Origin of the sequence: Acidibrevibacterium sp. (assembly GCF_049965395.1) — a bacterium.
Taxonomy (GTDB): domain Bacteria; phylum Pseudomonadota; class Alphaproteobacteria; order Acetobacterales; family Acetobacteraceae; genus Acidibrevibacterium; species Acidibrevibacterium fodinaquatile.
Window position 1 is genome coordinate 1 of sequence record NZ_JBMFWJ010000050.1, and the last position, 18,011, is coordinate 18,011.

17 protein-coding genes and 1 pseudogene are annotated in these 18,011 nt (G+C 67.7%); 15 read left to right on the forward strand and 3 right to left on the reverse strand.

Features of this window, described 5'->3' with window-relative positions; translation table 11 throughout:
- Window positions 1-36 precede the first annotated feature (36 nt).
- The 5 genes from ACP5M5_RS12390 to ACP5M5_RS12410 all read left to right on the forward strand — a co-directional run bounded on the left by ACP5M5_RS12390 (window position 37) and on the right by ACP5M5_RS12410 (window position 5,655).
- The gene (locus tag ACP5M5_RS12390; protein ID WP_427937818.1) at window positions 37-675 is read left to right on the forward strand and encodes a histidine phosphatase family protein; all 639 of its coding nucleotides are present in this window, start codon (window positions 37-39) and stop codon (window positions 673-675) included.
- 68 nt (window positions 676-743) lie between these two features.
- Window positions 744-1,868, forward strand: coding sequence for a hypothetical protein (locus tag ACP5M5_RS12395; protein ID WP_427937820.1), 1,125 nt, complete (start codon window positions 744-746; stop codon window positions 1,866-1,868).
- Window positions 1,865-3,118: a hypothetical protein gene (locus tag ACP5M5_RS12400; protein WP_427937822.1), complete on the forward strand. Its 1,254-nt coding sequence runs from the start codon at window positions 1,865-1,867 to the stop codon at window positions 3,116-3,118. Before ACP5M5_RS12395 ends, ACP5M5_RS12400 begins: the two co-directional genes overlap by 4 nt.
- 61 nt (window positions 3,119-3,179) lie before the next feature.
- The gene (locus tag ACP5M5_RS12405; RefSeq protein WP_427937825.1) at window positions 3,180-4,361 is read left to right on the forward strand and encodes an ATP phosphoribosyltransferase regulatory subunit; all 1,182 of its coding nucleotides are present in this window, start codon (window positions 3,180-3,182) and stop codon (window positions 4,359-4,361) included.
- 4 nt (window positions 4,362-4,365) lie between these two features.
- Entirely contained in the window at window positions 4,366-5,655 is a 1,290-nt protein-coding gene (locus tag ACP5M5_RS12410; protein ID WP_427937827.1) for an adenylosuccinate synthase, read from the forward strand.
- Window positions 5,656-5,657: 2 nt separating this feature from the next.
- Here the strand turns inward: ACP5M5_RS12410 and ACP5M5_RS12415 are convergent, their stop codons facing one another.
- Entirely contained in the window at window positions 5,658-6,071 is a 414-nt protein-coding gene (locus ACP5M5_RS12415; RefSeq protein ID WP_427937829.1) for a metallopeptidase family protein, read from the reverse strand.
- A 111-nt stretch (window positions 6,072-6,182) separates the two neighbouring features.
- Between ACP5M5_RS12415 and ACP5M5_RS12420 the strand changes: the two genes are divergently transcribed.
- The 3 genes from ACP5M5_RS12420 (at window position 6,183) to ACP5M5_RS12430 (ending at window position 8,616) form a co-directional block, all read left to right on the forward strand.
- Window positions 6,183-7,070: a cation diffusion facilitator family transporter gene (locus ACP5M5_RS12420; protein WP_427937831.1), complete on the forward strand. Its 888-nt coding sequence runs from the start codon at window positions 6,183-6,185 to the stop codon at window positions 7,068-7,070.
- A gap of 7 nt (window positions 7,071-7,077) precedes the next feature.
- The gene (locus tag ACP5M5_RS12425) at window positions 7,078-7,857 is read left to right on the forward strand and encodes an energy transducer TonB (RefSeq protein ID WP_427937833.1); all 780 of its coding nucleotides are present in this window, start codon (window positions 7,078-7,080) and stop codon (window positions 7,855-7,857) included.
- A gap of 174 nt (window positions 7,858-8,031) precedes the next feature.
- On the forward strand, window positions 8,032-8,616 hold the full coding sequence (locus ACP5M5_RS12430; protein ID WP_427937835.1) for a cob(I)yrinic acid a,c-diamide adenosyltransferase: 585 nt from the start codon (window positions 8,032-8,034) through the stop codon (window positions 8,614-8,616).
- An 11-nt stretch (window positions 8,617-8,627) separates the two neighbouring features.
- Here the strand turns inward: ACP5M5_RS12430 and ACP5M5_RS12435 are convergent, their stop codons facing one another.
- Window positions 8,628-9,464 (reverse strand): DeoR family transcriptional regulator, encoded by an 837-nt coding sequence (locus ACP5M5_RS12435; RefSeq protein WP_427937837.1) that lies wholly within the window; start codon window positions 9,462-9,464, stop codon window positions 8,628-8,630.
- Window positions 9,465-9,603: 139 nt separating this feature from the next.
- Here ACP5M5_RS12435 and deoC point away from each other — a divergent pair, with 139 nt between their 5' ends.
- The 7 genes from deoC (at window position 9,604) to rbsK (ending at window position 17,113) form a co-directional block, all read left to right on the forward strand.
- On the forward strand, window positions 9,604-10,299 hold the full coding sequence (gene deoC, locus ACP5M5_RS12440; protein WP_427937838.1) for a deoxyribose-phosphate aldolase: 696 nt from the start codon (window positions 9,604-9,606) through the stop codon (window positions 10,297-10,299).
- 20 nt (window positions 10,300-10,319) lie between these two features.
- A complete protein-coding gene (locus tag ACP5M5_RS12445; RefSeq protein WP_427937840.1) occupies window positions 10,320-11,399 on the forward strand; it encodes an autoinducer 2 ABC transporter substrate-binding protein in 1,080 nt (359 codons plus the stop codon).
- 40 nt (window positions 11,400-11,439) lie between these two features.
- Entirely contained in the window at window positions 11,440-12,936 is a 1,497-nt protein-coding gene (locus ACP5M5_RS12450; RefSeq protein ID WP_427937841.1) for a sugar ABC transporter ATP-binding protein, read from the forward strand.
- Window positions 12,933-13,916 carry an ABC transporter permease gene (locus tag ACP5M5_RS12455; RefSeq protein WP_427937843.1) on the forward strand — a complete coding sequence of 328 codons (984 nt, stop codon included), beginning with the start codon at window positions 12,933-12,935 and terminating at the stop codon, window positions 13,914-13,916. Before ACP5M5_RS12450 ends, ACP5M5_RS12455 begins: the two co-directional genes overlap by 4 nt.
- A 164-nt stretch (window positions 13,917-14,080) precedes the next feature.
- A complete protein-coding gene (locus tag ACP5M5_RS12460; protein ID WP_427937845.1) occupies window positions 14,081-15,073 on the forward strand; it encodes an ABC transporter permease in 993 nt (330 codons plus the stop codon).
- Between the two features lie 13 nt (window positions 15,074-15,086).
- A complete protein-coding gene (locus ACP5M5_RS12465) occupies window positions 15,087-16,172 on the forward strand; it encodes a DUF4432 family protein (RefSeq protein ID WP_427937847.1) in 1,086 nt (361 codons plus the stop codon).
- 11 nt (window positions 16,173-16,183) lie between these two features.
- The gene (gene rbsK / locus ACP5M5_RS12470; protein ID WP_427937849.1) at window positions 16,184-17,113 is read left to right on the forward strand and encodes a ribokinase; all 930 of its coding nucleotides are present in this window, start codon (window positions 16,184-16,186) and stop codon (window positions 17,111-17,113) included.
- 47 nt (window positions 17,114-17,160) lie between these two features.
- Here rbsK and ACP5M5_RS12475 read toward each other — a convergent pair.
- A pseudogene (locus ACP5M5_RS12475) lies at window positions 17,161-18,011 on the reverse strand (hypothetical protein); the annotation flags it as partial.

Below are 18,011 nucleotides of genomic sequence, written 5' to 3' on the forward strand. Positions count from 1 at the left end.
ATTGTCAATGAGGCTTCGCCTTGAGGAGTTCGGATCATGAGCGTGACACTCTATTTTCTTCGCCACGGCGAGACACAATCGAGCCAGAGCGGCAGTTTTTGCGGCATGCTCGATCTCGATCTGACGCCGGAGGGCCATCAGATGGCGGCGGATTTCGCTGCCGCCTATCGCGAGCAGACGTGGGAGGCGGTCTATGGCAGCCCGCTCCGGCGCGCGCGCGATACCGCGCAGCCGCTATGCGACGCGCTCGGGCTTACCGTCACGCGACGCGATGGTTTGATGGAAATTGCCTATGGCGCCTGGGAGGGGATGACGCAGGAAGACGTCAACCGCCATTTCCACGACGATTACGTGCGTTGGCTCGCCGATCCTGGCTGGAACGCACCCAATGGTGGCGAGCGTGGCGTTGACGTCGCGCGCCGCGCCGTCGCCGTGCTCGATGAGATTTTGCGCACTCATCACGCCGGCAATGTCTTGGTCGTCTCGCACAAGGCGACGATCCGGATCATGCTCTGTTCGCTGCTCGGCATCGATTTCGGCCGCTATCGCGATCGGATCGATGCGCCCGTCGCCTCACTCGCGGTGGTCGAGATGACCGATCGCGGGCCGCTGCTCCGCCGCCTCGCCGACCGCGCCCATCTCCGGGACGCGCTGCGGGCGCGGGCGGGGACGTGAGCGGCGAGGCTCGTTGACTAAGGCGATCGTTTCATATTTTTTCACGATTGCCGGGCATTCTGAGGGCCATGCCCAGCCCGCCGCTCGAACTTCTCGTTTCTCATCGGCCCGCGAATTTTCTCGAACGCGGCCTCGCCGCGCCGTTTACCGCGCCGGCGCTCGCCGGGGCGCGGGTGCGCCTTGGCGGGCGTGAGGCCGGCGGGTTCGAGGTCATCTTGCCCAACCCTTCCGGCACCCGCGGCATATACATCATGCCCTGGTCGGCGGCGCGCGACGCGTTTCGGCCGAGCGTGCATGACCATCTGCTCGCAACCGCGCTCGGCGCGATGGCGGAATTCACCCCCGCCGCCCTTCGCCGCGCCGCACAGGCCGTCGCCGCCGGCGGTGCCGCGGGGCGGGCGGCGCGGCGGGCCGCGGAAGCGGCGATGGCGGCTGGACGCAAGCAGGTGCTGCAAACCCACTTCCATATCCTGCTTGGGCTGATCCGCGCGGCCGAGCCGCCCGGCGCCCATCCCCTGCCGCCGGAGCAGGAGGAACAAAGCAAGCTCGAGCACCGCGCCGGCGCCGCTGTTCTTCATTTCGCGCGGACCCTCAACACCACCACCGAAACGATCGCGGGCTGGATCGAGGCCCTGGCCACCTTTTTCGCCCCCGTCGGCACCGGCCCCGCGGCGGCGGAGGCGCTTTTGCCCCGCTTGCTCGCAGCCCTTACCCGGTTCGCCACCGATGTTGAGGCGCGCGGCCGCAGCGGCGGCGAGGCGTTCGCGTCGGCGCGTCTGCTGGCGCGTCACGCCGCGACCACTGCCAATCACGCGCGCGCCGCTCTCACCGCCGCGGCCGAGCTTCTTGCCGATCCGCTCGCCCTGGCGCGAGCCTGGATCGCCGATCGCGCCGCCATCACCACCACCATCACCCGTGCCGATTGGCTGCTCGATGGCTGGGCGCGGGTTCTGATGCTTTGGCAGAGCGCCGCCGGCGCCAGCATCGATCACGCTGTGCTCGATGACATCCTCCGCCTCGTGCCGCATCTGCCGACCGATGTCCTCGATGGGCAGGCGAGCGAGGAGGAGAGTCTGCCCCCCGCGCCCCGCCGCCGCACCGCCGCGACGTTTCGCCCGATGGCGGGGGCTGGTGAGAACCTCGCGCGGAACGAAGCGTTGCGTGCCCTCTCGCTCACGGTGCTCGCGGCATGAGTGGCGGCGCCTTGACGATCGGGCCGGCCAAGATAAAGGCGTTGCGCCGCTTGCTCGTCGATGCCCGCGCCGATCAGATCACCCGCGTCGTCGCGATGATCGATTCCTTGCCCGAACGCGGCGAGGCCGACGATCTCCTAGCTCCATTCCGCGGCCGTCTCGCCGAAATCGCCCCGCCGCGCCCGCTCAATTTCGCCCGCCTCCTGTTTATCCCGATCGATCCGCTCATCGTTCCCGGGGCGCGCTGGCGGCGGGGAACCCTCGGCGTGCCGCGCACCGTGCTCGCCCCGCTCGCGCGCCATGTCGAACGTGCCCTCGCCGAGGACGCGACGGCCATCAAGGCGATGATCGCCGGCCGCAATGTCACCGATCAGGCGGTAATCCGATCCGCCGGCGCCAGGCTCTGGCCGGCCGCCTCGCGGGTTCTCAGCAGCGCCTCCCCGCCGCCGGATTGGCAGGATACGACGGGCCTGCCGGATAGTGATCACGCCACCATCGCCGGCGCCATCGCCGTCGTCTTTGCCCAAGCGGTCGCCATTCAGGAATTGGTCGATGCATGCGCCAGCGGGAGCGCGCCAGACGACGTCGAAACGCCGGTCCGCGCTATTCTGATCCGCGCCGCCGAGCGCGGCGGCCAGACGCTCGCGGTGATGATCGCACTTCTCATGCACCGTCTGCCAGGATTTTCGCGTCTCCCCGAACTCGCCCGCGAGATCGCCGACGTCCAGGAGAAAGACGGGCGCATGGCCGCCGAACGCGCGACCGAGTACACTCTGGAGAGGCTCGCCAACAGCCCCATCATCGCGCTCGCCGCAAACGGTGCCGGCGGCGTCCTCCATGCCGCCGAGACCATCGCCCACGCGACCACCTTGTTGACCGGGCTCGCGGAGCAATCCACGGCCCGCCCTGAGCAGAAGATTCGGATCGACGAACTGCGCCGCTCGATCGATCGCGCTTGCCGGGATTCCTTCACCCTGCTGCTCGAACGCCATCTGCTCGTCTCGCTCACCAGCCTCACCGACCCCGACGACGACACCATCACCGGGCTTGAAACCATCGCCCGTGATCTCCGCGCCTTCGAGCAGGCGAGCCGCCAAGCCGGCAGCGGTGACTTCTATGATCGCGTCCTGCGCGAAGCCGCCAAACGTATTGCCGCGATGTCCCTGCCGCGGATCGACCGCTTGCGGCTCGTCGAAATCATTACCAGTTCCGAAACCGCGCTCACCCTGCTCGGCACCCGCCCGGTCTGACCCCGGCGACGCCATGGCGGCGCCTTGCTTTCGCCTCGCCCGGTGCTATAGCCCAAGCCCGATGACCGACGACCCTCCCCCGAACCCCGCCTTGCTGCCGGCGGGTCTGCGCGACGTCCTGCCGCCCGAGGCCGAAACCGAGGCTGCGGCGGTCGAAGCTTTGATGACCGTCTTTGCCGCGCATGGCTATCAGCGTGTCAAGCCGCCGCTCCTCGAGTTCGAGGACAGTCTCCTCGCCGGCACGGGCGGTGCTGTCGCCGATCAGACCTTCCGGCTGATGGACCCGGCGAGCCACCGGATGATGGCGCTGCGTTCGGACACCACGCCGCAGATCGCCCGCATAGCAACCACGCGGCTCGCCGATGCGCCGCGTCCGCTCCGGCTTTCCTACGCGGGTCAGTGTCTCCGGGTGCGGGCAACCCAGCTCGCGCCCGAGCGCCAGATCGCCCAGGCCGGCATCGAGCTGATCGGCGCCGATAGCCCCGAGGCCGATGCCGAGCTGGTTCTCGTCGCCGCCGAAGCGCTGGCGGCGCTCGGCCTTCATCGCATCAGCGTCGATCTCACCGCGCCGCCGCTGATTCCGGCTTTGCTCGATGACGCCCTCGTCGATGGCGCCCGGATCGCCGAGCCAGCGCGGAGCCGGCTCGCCCGCGCGCTCGACCGCAAGGATGCCGCCGCCGTTCAGGCGTTCGCCGGGACACTGGCGCCGACGCTGATCGAGCTCCTGCTCGCCGCCGGCGCCGCGCCGCGCGCGCTCGCTGCGCTCCGTGCCGCCGATTTGCCCGCGCCGGCACGCGCCCAGGCGCTGCGGCTCGAAGCGGTCGTCGCCGCGATCGCGGCGCGGGCGCCAGGGCTCGGCCTTGCCGGCCTCACCGTCACTGTCGATCCGGTCGAGTTCCGCGGCTATCGCTATCACACCGGGGTCTGCATGACGGTCTATGCGCCCGGCTACAACCAGGAACTCGGCCGCGGCGGGCGCTATCTCTGCGGCGAGGCGGAAGAACCCGCCGCCGGCCTCACGCTCTATCCCGACGCGGTGCTGCGCGCAGCGCCCGGGCGAACGCCGCGACAGCGTGTCTATCTGCCGCTCAACGCCGATCCCGAGCGCGCGCGGGCGCTCCGCGCCGAGGGCTTTGCAACGGTCGCGGCGCTGACGGCCGCCGATCCGATCGCCGAGGCGCGCCGCCTCGGCTGCGCCCTGGTGCTGCTCGCCGATGGCGTGCGGCCGGTTTCTGGAGAGTGAGACGATGGCGAATGTCGCGGTGATCGGGGCGCAATGGGGCGACGAGGGCAAGGGCAAGGTGGTCGATTGGCTGGCCAGCCGCGCCGAGATCGTCGTCCGCTTCCAGGGCGGGCATAATGCCGGCCATACGCTCGTCGTCGAGAACGAGACTTATAAGCTGTCCCTGCTCCCGAGTGGCGTCGTGCGCGGCAAGCTCGGCATCATCGGCAATGGCGTTGTCGTCGATCCCGAGGCGCTGCTTGCCGAGATCGCCCGCATCGAACGCCAGGGGCTCCGTGTCGGGCCGGATAATCTGCGCATCAGCGAGAACGCGCCGTTGATCTTGCCGCTGCACGCCGCCCTCGACAAGGCGCGCGAAGCGGCACGCGGGGCGCGCAAGATCGGCACCACCGGGCGCGGTATCGGCCCGGCTTATGAGGACAAGGTGGCGCGCCGCGCCATCCGGGTTTGTGATCTCGCCGAGCCGGAGACACTTGCCGCCAAGCTCGATGAATTGCTGCTGCACCACAACACTCTGCTCGCCGGGCTCGGCGCGCCGGTGTTCGAGAAGGAATCGCTGCTCAACGCATTGCTGGCGCTCGCCCCCAAGATTCTGCCGTTCGCCGAGCCGGTCTGGGAGCGCCTCGATGAGGCCCGCCGCGCCGGGCGGCGGATTTTGTTCGAGGGCGCGCAAGCGGTGATGCTCGATGTCGATCACGGCACTTACCCGTTCGTCACCTCCTCCAATACCGTCGCCGCGACCGCCGCCGCCGGCGCCGGGGTCGGGCCGGCCGCGGTCGGGTTCGTGCTCGGCATCGCCAAAGCCTATTCCACCCGGGTCGGCGCCGGCCCGTTTCCGACCGAGCTTCTCGACGCCACCGGAGAGATGCTCGGCGATCGCGGCCGCGAATTCGGCACCGTCACCGGACGGCGCCGGCGTTGCGGCTGGTTCGATGCGGCTTTGGTCCGCCAGGCGGTCAAGGTCGGCGGCATTCAGGGGCTCGCGCTCACCAAGCTCGATGTCCTCGACGGCTTGCCGGAACTGCGCATCAATACCGGCTATCGCATCGGCGGCGAGAGCGTCTCGCGCCTTCCCGCCGCCCCCGGCGCGCAAGCCGCGGCGGAGCCGATCTATGAAGCCATCGAAGGCTGGTCGGGCTCGACCCGCGGCGCCCGCTCCTGGGCGGAGCTTCCGGCACAGGCGGTGAAATATGTCCGCCGCATCGAGGAATTGGTGGAGGCGCCGGTGACGCTGCTCTCGACCAGCCCCGAGCGCGACGACACCATCCTGGTGCGCGATCCGTTCGAGGGGTGACGCTATTCGTGCCCCTCGATTTCGGCTTCCAGCGCCGCGATCTCGGCGTCGCTGAAGCCGAAATGATGGGCGACCTCATGCACCACGACATTGCGCACAAGGGACTCGAGATCGACCTCGGTCTCGATCCATTCGAGCAGGATGGGCAAGCGATAGAGCAGGATGGTATCCGGCTGGCGGGCGAGATCATCGACGCTTTTCTGGCCGAGCGGGGTGCCGCGATAAAGCCCGGTCAGATCCCAGCCGGCCTCGAGCTCCATCTCGCGCAGCGTCTCCTCGTCGGGCATGTCCTCGACCATGATCGCGACCCCCTGAAGATGGCGGGCAAGGCGCGGCGGAATGGCCGCCAAAGCCTGCTCGGCGAAGGCGACGATGACAGTCTCGTCAGGCGGAAGCAGGAGCGGCGCGCGCGACATGGCGCCATCGGGCCAGAGTGGCCTGGCGGTGTCAAGCGCGCACCTTCAGGGCGTGACGCTGTGGCCTGGCTCTGCTAGAGCGCCGCGAGAGGATCATGGGGTTGCGGGCGCATGGGGCAATATAAGGGCGTTGCGCTCGGCAGCATCGCCGTCAGTGTTCCGGTGATCGCCATCAAGGGGTTCGCCTGGTGGCATACCGGAGGGGCTGCGCTGTTTTCGGATGCGCTGGAGAGCCTGATCCACCCGGCGACCGCGCTGCTCACCTTCGGCGCCGTCTGGTTCGCCGCCCGGCCGGCCGACAGCAACCACCCGTTCGGCCATGGCAAGGCAGAATTCTTCGCCGCCGTCATCGAGGGCGGGCTGATCGTCGCCGCCGCCTGGGCGATTTTGCAGCACGCCTGGCTGGTCTGGCGCGGCGGCCCGCTTTTGCTCGACCCGGCTTTTGGCCTCGCCCTCAATGGCGGCGCGACGCTGCTCAACGGCGTCTGGGGCCTTGTGCTAACGCGCGCCGGGCGGCGGCTGCGCTCGCCGGCGTTCCGCGCCGATGGTCTCCATCTCCTCACCGATGTCGCGACCTCGGCCGGGCTGCTGCTCGGCCTCGTGCTCGCACTCGCGACCGGCGCCCTTTGGCTCGACCCGCTGCTCGCCGCGGCAACCGCGATCTATGTCCTGGTCACCGGGTTTTTTCTGATCCGGGCCTCGGTGGACGGGCTCATGGATGCGGCGCCGAGCCCGGCGGTGGTGGCGCGGATCAAGACGCTGGTTGCCGAACACGCCGAAGGCGCGCTCGAAGTGCATGATCTGCGTACCCGCAACGCCGGGCAGACGACGTTTTTGCAATTCCATCTCGTCGTGCCGGGGGGGATGACGGTTGACGAGGCGCATGCCATCTGCGATCGGATCGAAGCGGCGCTGCGCAACGAAATGGCTGGGCTGGTCGCCACCATTCATGTCGAACCCGAAAGCAAGGCAAAGCATCACGGCGTGGTCGTGGTCTGATCGCGCGATGCGCGTAGCACTGCCGATCTCGCGCCCGGCGGGCGGCGGCACTGGCCGCGCTTTTGCGGTCTCGGCCGGGATTCATCTCTTCGTGCTGGCGTTGCTGCTTTTGCGTATCGTGCCCTTCGGCGCCGCCGTCAAGGAAGCGAAGCCACCGCTCGCGAAGGTCGAACTGGTGGTCCAGGACACGCCGACGGTCGGCAGCGGGCCGCGCGAAAAAGCCGAAAAGCCGGCGCCAAACCCTGCCCCGAAGGCAGCCCCCACGGCCAAGGAGGCGCCTAACGCCAAGGCTGCGGCCAAACCGACGCCACCGTTGCCTCCCCTGCCGGAAGCGAACAAGCCCGATCAGGTGCTGCTGCCCAAGACCGAGCAGACCGCCGCCGCCGCGCCGGCGGCCCAGCCGGCCCCGTCGGCACCGCCGAGCCACGCCGCCCCCGCGATCCGGCTCGGCCTCGGCGGCGACCCTGGTACCGGCATCGTCACCGGCCCCGACGTCATCCCGGCCGGGCCGGATTCGACCGTCCATAACATTCCCCCAGCCTACCCCGAGGCGGCGGCGATGCTGCACGAACAGGGGCGGGTCGTACTCCTCGTCCATGTCGCGCCAGACGGCAGCACGGCGGCGGTGGACGTGGTCCGGAGTTCCGGCTACTTGCTGCTAGACCGCGCCGCCCATGACGCGGTGGCAAAATGGCGCTTTCGCCCGGCCATGGCCGGTGGCGCGCCGGTGGCGTCAGAGATGCCGATCGAAATCAACTTCGATCTCGAAAGTAAAATGGTAAACTAAGGCAAAAAATCTTCTTTTTCTGAAAAAAGAAGCAAAAAGACTTTTGTTCCGGTTTCTCGGAGTTGCCAATGCCTCGGCGGGGGCAGTGCCGGTGGCACTGCCCAACGGATAAAAGTTTTTTTGGTTCTTTTTTTCAAAAAAGAACATTCATGCCTAACACAAAGGAGTAGCGGGATGGTGCGAATAGACCGGGTGACGACGCGCGGCGGCGATGGCGGCGAGACCTCGCTCGCAGACGGGACACGGCTGCCGAAGGACGCCGCCCGGATCGCGGCGATCGGTGCCGTCGACGAGACCAATGCCGCGCTCGGCTTGCTCCGCCTCCACACCGCGGCGATGGCTGATCTCGATGCCATGCTCGGGCGCGTCCAGAACGATCTTTTCGATCTCGGCGCCGACCTCGCGAGCCCAGAGCGGGTCGAAAATGAGCCAGGCGGAGGGAAAACGCGCCTTCGCCTCACGCCCGCGCAGGTCGCGCGGCTAGAGGGGGAAATTGCCGCCCTCAATGTCGGCCTTGCGCCGCTCAGAAGCTTTGTCTTGCCGGGTGGCACCACGGCTGCCGCCCATGCCCATCTTGCCCGCACCATCGCCCGCCGCGCCGAGCGCGACGTGGTGCATCTCGCCGCCGCGGAGCCCCTCAACCCGGCGCTGGTCGCCTATCTCAATCGCCTCTCCGATCTTCTTTTCGTGGTGTCGCGGCGCCTCAACGCCCCTGACCGCGACGTGCTCTGGCAGCCGGGGGCGACGCGGGAGGGCTGAGCCGCGCGGGATCATTCATTGGTCGGAGTTCTTTCGCCGCGCCGGGGGCGCGCCGAAGTCTGCCTCGGCGCGACGTCGAGAGGCAAGGTCGCGAAGGCGGCGCGGGTCGCGGCATCGGGGGCGGCATCGCAGATCACGCTCTCGAATGCCGACAAAGGCGCGAAGAATGCAGGTTTGGCGCGGCCGAACTTGCTGTGATCGACGACGAGATGGCAGTGTTGCGCCGCCGCCAGGGCCGCCTGCTTGATCGGCACCTCGTGGAAATTCCAGCAGCTCGCGCCGCGCGCTGGCTCGACGCCGCCGGCCGAGAAAAACCCGCGCGTGATGCCGAGCCGGCGGAGCTGGCACGGCGCGTCCTCGTCGGAAAACGTCGCCGAGGAGGGATGAAACAGGCCGCCGAGCAGCACGATCTGGGTGTTGGGCCGCTGGCAGGCGAGATTGGCGATGTTGAGGGCATAGCACACCACGGTGAGCGCGACGCCCGCCGGCAGCGCGGCGACCAGATGGGGAAGCGTGGTGCCGCAATCGATGAATAGGGTGTCGCCCTCGCGCACCAGCCGCGCCGCATGGCGCGCCGCCGCCCGTTTTGCGTACGCGGCGCTCCCCTGCTCACGATCCAGTACGTAACGCGCGGCGCGCGGCGCGGCGGAAGACGCCCGCGTCACGTGGCCGCCGAGCAGCGCGAGATCCCGCGCCGCGGCGGCGTCGCCGGCAAGGTCGCGCCGCAATGTCATGGGCGAGACCTCGAGCGCCCGCGCCGCATCCGTGAGCCTCAGCGCGCCCTCCGCCTGCACCAGCCGGCCGAGCGTCAGAAGACGCCGGTCGCGCCGCACCGTGCTCGCGTCCACCACAGGCTGTTCCCTTCTCCCGACCATCGCGCCCAGCTTGACTCGTCCGCTGCCGAATGTGAAGCTTGGCACAAATGTGACAAATATCACGTCGATGGGCCGGCGCGCCCAGCCGCCCAGGGAGGAATGTCAGGCCCGCATGAACACCGCCGGAGAACCCCTCGCGCCCGATAGGCTGGCTGCGATGATCGATCATACCCTGCTTCGCCCCGACGCGACGCCAGCAGACGTCAGTCGGCTTTGCGCCGAGGCGACGGCCTGCGGCTTTCACGCCGTCTGCGTCAACCCGCTCTGGGTCGCGCCTGCGCGGCGGGCGCTGGCGGCGGCGCCGGTTGCGGTGTGTTCGGTCATCGCCTTTCCGTTTGGTGCCACGCCCTCGGCCAATAAAGCCGCCGAGGCGGCGCGCGCGGTCGCGGACGGCGCCAGCGAGATTGACATGGTGATCGCGATCGGGGCGTTGAAAGCGGGCGATCACGAGGCCGTCCGCGCCGATATCGCCGCGGTCAGGCAAGCGGTGCCGGCGGCGCTGCTCAAGGTCATCCTCGAGACGGCGCTGCTGACGGAGGGGGAAAAGGTCGCCGCGTGTTCGCTTGCCGTTGCCGCCGGGGCGGATTTCGTCAAAACCTCGACCGGCTATGGCGGCGGTGGCGCGACCGCTGCCGATGTCGCACTGATGCGCCGCATCGTCGGGCCGAAAATCGGCGTCAAGGCTTCGGGCGGCATTCGCGACCTCGCCGCCGCGAACGCGATGATCGCCGCCGGCGCGAGCCGGATCGGCGCCAGCGCAAGCCTCGTTCTCGTCGGCGCGGCCAAGACACCGGCCGACAGCTATTAGAAACCCAAGGGAGGGAAACCATGATCACACGCCGCGACTTCAATGTCCGCTCGCTCGCCGCCCTGGCCGGCGCCGGTCTTGGCTTGGGCTTCGGGGTGCCGCGCGCTTTCGCGGCCTCGGGTCCGGTCGATACCGCGAAGGTTTCGCCGGGGATCACCGCCAAAGCGGTCGGCAAGAAATTCTCGATGGCGACCGTCGTCAAGGTCGATGGCATCGCCTGGTTCGACCGGATGCGTGAAGGGGTCAAGCAGTTCAAGGACGACACCGGCCATGACACCTGGATGGTCGGGCCGAGCCAAGCCGATGCCGCGGCACAGGTTCAAATCGTCGAGAGCCTGATCGCCCAGGGCGTCGATGCCATCTGCATCGTTCCCTTCTCGGTGGAAGCGGTCGAGCCAGTGCTGAAGAAGGCGCGCAGCCAGGGCATCGTGGTGATCTCGCACGAGGCATCGAACCTCATGAACACCGATTACGACATCGAGGCCTTCGACAACCGCGCCTATGGCGCGAAGCTCATGGAAGTCCTTGGCCAGCAGATGGGTGGCGAGGGCGGCTATGTCTGCACCGTCGGCAGCCTCACCTCGCAGTCGCAGAACGAATGGATCGACGGCGGCATCGCCTATCAGAAGCAGCATTTCCCGAAAATGTTCGAGGTGACGAAGCGCATCGAGACCTATGACGATGCCAATACCGACTATAACAAGCTCAAAGAGGTGCTGACCACTTATCCCAATCTCAAGGGCATTCTCGGCGGCCCGATGCCGACCTCCGCCGGCGCCGGCCGGCTGATCGCCGAGCGCGGCCTCGCCGGCAAATTGTTCTTCTCCGGCACCGGCCTCGTCTCCGTCGCCGGCCAGTATCTGAAGAACGGCGATATCAGCTATATCCAGTTCTGGGATCCGGCGGTCGCCGGCTACGCGATGAACATCCTCGCGGTGATGACGCTCGCCAAGCAGCGCGAAGCGATCAAATCCGGTCTTGATCTCGGGTTGAGCGGCTATACCAACCTCACCACGCCGAACGCGGCGCGGCCCAATCTGCTTTATGGCGCGGGCTGGGTCGGCGTCACCAAAGACAATATGAGCCAATATAATTTCTGATCGCGCGCCGCGCGGGGGTACCCTCCGCGCGGCTTCCGCCATGACCGCACCCCTCATTGAACTTCATGACGTGAGCAAGAGCTTCGGCGGCGTGCGCGCGCTCGCCGGGGTTTCGCTCGCGATCGGGCAAGGCGAAATCCATTGCCTTGCCGGCGAGAACGGGTCGGGCAAATCGACGCTGATCAAGATCATCGCCGGGGTTCATCGCCCCGATGCCGGCACACTCCGCATCGATGGCCGCGAGGTCGCCGCACTCGATCCGATCACCGCGATCGGCCATGGCGTGCAGGTCATCTATCAGGATTTTTCGCTTTTTCCCGCGCTTTCGGTTGCAGAAAATCTCGCGCTGCCCAGCGAAGTGCACGCCCGCCGCCGCTTCGTCTCCTGGTCGGGCGTGCGCGCGCTGGCGCGCGCGGCGCTGGCGCGGCTTGGCGTTACGATCGATCTCGCGGCGACGGTGGAGACGCTCACCACCGCCGAGCGCCAGCTCGTCGCCATCGCGCGCGCCTTGATGTCGGCGCCGCGTCTTTTGATCATGGACGAACCGACCACGGCACTCACCGGACGCGAGGTCGCGCGGCTGTTTGCGATCGTGCGCGATATCCAGGCGCAAGGCATCGCGGTGCTGTTCGTCAGCCACAAAATGCGCGAGATGCTGGAGATCAGCGAGCGCATCACGGTTTTGCGCAACGGCGCCGTCGCCGCCGCGGGCGCGGCGAGCGGATTCGACGAGGTGACGCTGACGCGGGCCATGACCGGCCAGGATTTTGCAACCCAAGCCTATCGCTGGACGCCACACGACGGCGGCGCGGCGCGGCTCGAACTCCGCTCTCTCGCGGTGCCCGGGGTGCTGGCGCCAATCGACGCTGCGGTCCACTCCGGCGAGATCGTCGGTATCACCGGCCTGCTCGGCTCCGGCCGCACCGATCTCGCGCTGACCCTCTTTGGCATGCGCCCGCACTATCAGGGCGAGATCCGCATCGATGGCGCGCCGGTCGCCGTGCGCGATGTCGCCGCCGCGATCAAGGCGGGCGTCGCCTACGTGCCGGAAGACCGGCTGACCGAGGGCCTGTTCCTCTCCCGAAGCATCCACCGCAATCTGCTCGCGACGTCTTATGACGCGATGACGCGCCATCTCTTCATCGATTTCGCCCGCGCGCGGACGCACGCGGACGCGATGATGCGGCAGATGCGGATCACCACCGAGGATGGCACTCTTCCGGTCGCCTCCCTCTCCGGCGGCAATCAGCAGCGCGTTTTGATCGGGCGCTGGCTGATGGGCAAGGCGCGCATCCTGATCCTCAATGGCCCGACCGTCGGCGTCGATGTCGGCTCCAAGGCCGGCATTCATGAGCGCATCCGCGACCTTGCGCGCGAAGGCGATCTTGCGGTGCTGCTGATCTCAGACGACCTTCCCGAAATCATCCAGAACTGCAACCGCGTTCTCATCATGCATCGCGGGCGGCTGGTCGAGGCGTGCGACACGGCGGCGCTGAGCGAAACCGCGCTCGCCGAAAAACTCAAGGCTTTGACATGAATTTTCTTTCCCTTCGCCGCTCCGAGACGGTGATTGCGCTGGTCCTGCTCGCGGCGATGGTCCTGATCGGCCTGATCAACCCGGCGTTCTGGAGTCTTTCCAACCTCTTCAGCCTGGCGCGGAGCAATGTCATCGTCGGCCTCATGGCGCTCGGCGTCCTGATGGTGATGATTTCGGGCGGGATCGACGTCTCCTTCCCCGCTTTCGCCGTCGCCGCGCTCTATCTCACCATCCGCGCCATGATCGCCTGGGATTGGCACGGCGTCTTCGGCCCGTTTGCGCTGGCAACCGCGATCGGACTCGGGCTCGGGCTGGTCAATGCGTTTTTCGTCAGTCGGCTGCGCATGATTCCGCTGATCGTGACGCTCGGCACCGCGGCCGCGGTGCGCGGTGGCTTGCTCGGCCTCGTCGGCACCAGCCAGATCAATATCGACCGCATGCCCAAGGAGCTGATCGGGTTTGCGAGCATGACGCTGATCGAGCTTCCCGGGCCGGATGGCACGCATTTCGGCCTCTCTGCGATGATCGTCGTCTATCTGCTCGCGGCCGTTCTCGTGCATCTGTTCCTGACCCGCACGCTGCTCGGGCGCGGTGTCTTTGCGCTCGGCAGTGCTGCCGAGGCGGCGCGCAGGGTCGGCTTCAACCCGACGATGATCGTTTTCGCGGTCTATGGCCTCGCCGGCGCGCTCGCCGGTTTTGCCGGATTGCTGCACGGCTCGATGATTTGGCTCGCCAATCCGCGCGATTTCGTCGGCGTCGAACTCGACGTGATCGCTGCCGTCGTGCTCGGCGGCGCCAGCATCTTCGGCGGCCGCGGCAGCGTGCTCGGCACGGTGCTCGGCGTATTCATGCTGGTTATGGTATCGAACAGCCTGATCCTCATGCACATCGCAACGACATGGCAGCGGATCGTGGTCGGCGGTATCATCATCACCGCGACCACCATCACCGCGCTCCGCGACCGCCAGCAGATCGCCTGAGGAAACATGTTCTTTTTTGAAAAAAAGAATTTTTCCTGTTGGGCAGTGCCGCAGGCACTACCCGCTCCGAGAGAACGGGGGAAAAGTCTTTTTGCTTCTTTTTCTTCAGAAAAAGAAGATTCTTGTTACTCACTGCCTACTATCCCCTGTTAAAACGAGCCAAAATGCGAAAAGCGCTTCGCCGCGTCCTTGCTCTCGATGCCAATCTGCTGCAGCTCGTTCTGCTCGCGCTGCTGGTTTTCGCGCTGATGACGGCGCTGGTGCCGGATAAATTCCTGCGTCCTTATAATCTCCTGTCCATCACCTATATCGCGCCGGAACTCGGGCTGCTGGCGATCGCGATGATGGTCGCGATGTTGACCGGCGGGATCGATCTTTCGGTGATCGGCATCGCCAATCTCGGCGGCATCCTCGCCGGGCTGTTCTTTCATGCCTATGGCGGCGCACGCGGGCCGGGGCTTGCCGCGATGGGCGCCTTGCCGGTTGCCGCCGGCATCGCGATCGCGGTTGCGACCGGCCTGATCGCCGGCACAGTCAACGGGTTTCTGATCTCGCGGCTCCGCGTCACGCCGATCCTCGCGACGCTTGGCTCCGGTCAGGTGTTCACCGGCATCGCGCTCGTTCTGACCGGCGGGCCGGCGATCGTCGGATTTCCCGATCGCTGGACGATGATCGGCAACGGCGCCGTCGGCGGCATCGCGCTGCCGCTCATCGTTCTGCTCGCCCTCGCCGGCGGCACCGCCCTCCTGCTCGGACGGACGGCGTTCGGGATCAGCCTCGTCCTGATCGGCACCAATCCCAAGGCGGCGGTGTTCGCCGGCCTGCGCACGCGCCGCGCCCTGCTGCTGACCTATGTGCTGACCGGGGCCCTCGCCAGTGTCGCCGGCATTCTGCTCTCCGCGCGCACCAATGCCGCGAAATCGGATTATGGCATCTCCTATCTGCTGCAGGCGGTGCTGATCGCGGTGCTCGGCGGCACCGATCCTGCGGGCGGGCGCGGCTCGGTCGCGGGCGTGATCGTCGCCCTGCTTGCGCTGATGCTGCTCGCGAGCGGCATGCAGCTCATGCGGTTCAGCAATTTCCTGGTCGATGCGATGTGGGGGGTGTTCCTGCTCGCCTCGATCGCGCTCAATGCCTGGCGCACCCGCCCGAGATGAAGGAAAAACGGCGATGATCGAGACAAGGATCGCCCTGCCGCGCGCGGTCTTCACCGCCGAAGAGCGAACGCTGGTTTGCTTCGGCGCGCTCCGGGCCAGCGTCTTTCGCTACCCGAGCGGGATTGAGGCGGTCCGCCTCGCCAACGCCCGCGGCGCGGTGGTGGTGCTGCCGTTTTTCGGCCAGATGGTGTGGCAGGCCGGGTTCGACGGCGTCGATCTCACCATGCGGAGCATGTTTCCGACGCCACGCCCGAGCGCCGATATCGTCGGCACCTACGGCTGCTTTGCCTTCCATAGCGGCCTTCTTGCCAACGGCGTGCCCGGCGAGGGCGACAGCCATCCCGTGCATGGCGAATTCCCCACCCTCGCGCTTGATGACGCGGCGCTGGAGGCGGGCGAGGGGGAAGCCGGGCCGTATCTTCGGCTGGTGAGCACGGTCGATTACGCGCGCGGCTTCGGCCCGCATTACCGCGCGACGCCAACAGTGACACTCGGGGCTGAACCCGCATTCGATATCGGCATGGCGGTCGAGAATCTCTCCTATCGGCCGATGCCGCTCATGTATATGTGCCACATCAATTTCGCCTTCGTCCCTGGCGGCGAAATCCTCCAGCCGCTGGCCTACACCCCGGCGCAGACGGTGGTCCGCCGTGCGGTGCCGGCGCATGTCACGCCGAGCCCCGCCTATCTCGCCCGGATCGAGGCGCTGGCCGCCGACCCCGCCGGCATGGCGCGGCTCGATCGGCCCGGCGATTGCGATCCCGAGCAGGTATTTTATCTCCGCGGCCTCGCAACCGACGCCGCGGGTCTCACGCATCTCATGCTGCGTCGGCCGGCCGGGGATGGTTTCACGATCGCCTATCGGCCGGCGGAATTTCCGAAAACCGTGCGCTGGCTGCTCGCCAATCCCGATCAATCGGTTGCCGCCTTCGCGCTGCCGGCGACCTGCGAGCCCGAGGGCTTCACGGCGGAAAGCCGGAAGGGCAATGTGCGCTGTCTCGCGCCCGGCGCGCGGGCGGCGTTTTCGGTGCGCGCGGGCTATGCCGATCAGCGCGACGCGGCGGCACTCGCCGCGGCGATCGCGGCGATGAACGGGTGAGGGGGAAGAAGATGGCGGGCCGGATCGCGGTGATCGGAAGCTGCATGATCGACCTCGTGACCTATGTCGCGCGGATGCCGGCGGCGGGTGAGACCCTGGTCGCGCCGCGCTTCGAGATGGGGTTTGGCGGCAAGGGCGCCAATCAGGCGGTCGCTTGCGCGCGCCTCGGCAGCGCGGTGACGATGATCGCCAAAGTCGGCGATGACGAGTTCGGCGCCAACACGCTGCGCAATTTCGCCGCCGAGGGCATCGATGCCCGCTTCGTTGCGCGGGTTGGCGGGGTTTCAAGCGGCGTTGCCCCGATCTTCGTCGAGCCCGACGGGCAGAACCGCATCCTCATCGTCCCCGGCGCGAACGAGCATCTGCTCCCCGCCGATATCGACCAGGCGGGGGAGGCGCTCGAAGGCTGCGCACTGATCCTCTTGCAACTCGAAGTGCCGCTGGAGACGGTCTATCACGCCATCGCCTGGGGGGCGCGGCACGGGGTTCCGGTGTTGCTCAACCCCGCGCCCGCCCATCCCGCGCTCGACCTCGCGCGTATCCGCGAGGCGCGGTTTTTCGTCCCCAATCAGAGCGAACTCAACCTTCTCACCGGCATGCCGACCGAGGACGCCGAGAGCGCCGAGCGAGCGGCGCGGACGCTGCTTGCCGGCGGGCTCGAAAACGTCGTGGTCACACTCGGCGGCGAGGGTGCACTCTGGGTCAGCGGCGGCGAGACCAGGCTGATCCCGCCGGTCCCGGTCACGCCGGTCGATACCACCGGCGCCGGCGATGCCTTCATCGGCAGCTTCGCCCATCATTACGTGCAAAGCGGCGATATCGACACCGCTCTCCTCGCCGCCTCGCGCTATGCCGCGCAATCGATCACCACGCGCGGCACCCAGCGGAGCTTTCCGACCGCCGCCGCTTTCGCCGCCTTCTGCGCGGGGCTCGCGGCTTAGCGACCCGTCTAAAAGCGTTTCACGGTTTGACGGATGCGTATCCCACGTCAGCTCGCCGGCAGACGCGCATAGACGAACAGTGTCACCCGCCGCCCGCGCCCGAGATCGAAACCGTCGAGTGTCGCAATTGCGGTGGTTGGCACCGCGCGCGCGTTGGCGGCGTCGAGAAAAGCGTCGCGTTCGGCGGCATCGACCAACACCACCCGGCCGCCATCGGCGAGAAACCGCGCGGCATCCTCGGGGCCGGTGAGAAACCGCGTCTTGGTGCCGACGACGAAGCGGAGGCTCGGCTCCTGATAACCGATGGCGCCGAACCCCTCCCCGGCCGGCGTCCGGCCGGCGAGCACGGCCGCGACCCTCGGCGCGATCCAGAGCGCATCAAGATGCGGCAATTCGGCTTCCAGAACCGCCCAATAGAGCAACGGCGCGAGCAGCAAAGCCCGCCCCGTGGCCACGCGCGTATCGCCGGCCCAGGCTGCGGGCATGACCGCCCAAGCGATGACGGCGGCTGCGAGACATCCGGGAACGCCGTATAAATTCGCGCGCCCCAACCCCGGCGCGACGAAGAAGGGAAGCAACGCGGCGCCGACCCCGAGCACCGCCAGCGCCGAGGCGAACGCGCCAGCCGAGAGACGCGCGAGCCAAAGCGGCGCCGGCCGTTCGCGCGCCAACAAACTCGTCGCGACGATCATCAGAATTGCCGGAAATAGTGGCAGCGGATAATGCGGGAGCTTGGTCGGCGCTGCCTCGAACACCAGCCAGGACGGCACGACCCAGGCAAGCAGGAACCGCCCGCGCCGCGTCTTTCGTGCCGCCCAAAACGCCGGCAGCGCCGCAAACAACGCGAGGGTCGCGGGAAACAAGGTGAGCGGCAGGAGGAGAAGATGCGTGCCCGGCG

Coding starts and splice junctions, on each gene's coding strand:
- ACP5M5_RS12450 (WP_427937841.1), top strand. CDS start 11,440: ATGACCGCACCCCTCATTGAACTTCATGACGTGAGCAAGAGCTTCGGC.
- ACP5M5_RS12390 (WP_427937818.1), top strand. CDS start 37: ATGAGCGTGACACTCTATTTTCTTCGCCACGGCGAGACACAATCGAGC.
- ACP5M5_RS12420 (WP_427937831.1), top strand. CDS start 6,183: ATGGGGCAATATAAGGGCGTTGCGCTCGGCAGCATCGCCGTCAGTGTT.
- ACP5M5_RS12425 (WP_427937833.1), top strand. CDS start 7,078: ATGCGCGTAGCACTGCCGATCTCGCGCCCGGCGGGCGGCGGCACTGGC.
- ACP5M5_RS12410 (WP_427937827.1), top strand. CDS start 4,366: ATGGCGAATGTCGCGGTGATCGGGGCGCAATGGGGCGACGAGGGCAAG.
- ACP5M5_RS12405 (WP_427937825.1), top strand. CDS start 3,180: ATGACCGACGACCCTCCCCCGAACCCCGCCTTGCTGCCGGCGGGTCTG.
- ACP5M5_RS12395 (WP_427937820.1), top strand. CDS start 744: ATGCCCAGCCCGCCGCTCGAACTTCTCGTTTCTCATCGGCCCGCGAAT.
- ACP5M5_RS12465 (WP_427937847.1), top strand. CDS start 15,087: ATGATCGAGACAAGGATCGCCCTGCCGCGCGCGGTCTTCACCGCCGAA.
- ACP5M5_RS12430 (WP_427937835.1), top strand. CDS start 8,032: ATGGTGCGAATAGACCGGGTGACGACGCGCGGCGGCGATGGCGGCGAG.
- ACP5M5_RS12455 (WP_427937843.1), top strand. CDS start 12,933: ATGAATTTTCTTTCCCTTCGCCGCTCCGAGACGGTGATTGCGCTGGTC.
- ACP5M5_RS12400 (WP_427937822.1), top strand. CDS start 1,865: ATGAGTGGCGGCGCCTTGACGATCGGGCCGGCCAAGATAAAGGCGTTG.
- ACP5M5_RS12460 (WP_427937845.1), top strand. CDS start 14,081: ATGCGAAAAGCGCTTCGCCGCGTCCTTGCTCTCGATGCCAATCTGCTG.
- deoC (WP_427937838.1), top strand. CDS start 9,604: ATGAACACCGCCGGAGAACCCCTCGCGCCCGATAGGCTGGCTGCGATG.
- ACP5M5_RS12415 (WP_427937829.1), bottom strand. CDS start 6,071: ATGTCGCGCGCGCCGCTCCTGCTTCCGCCTGACGAGACTGTCATCGTC.
- ACP5M5_RS12445 (WP_427937840.1), top strand. CDS start 10,320: ATGATCACACGCCGCGACTTCAATGTCCGCTCGCTCGCCGCCCTGGCC.
- rbsK (WP_427937849.1), top strand. CDS start 16,184: ATGGCGGGCCGGATCGCGGTGATCGGAAGCTGCATGATCGACCTCGTG.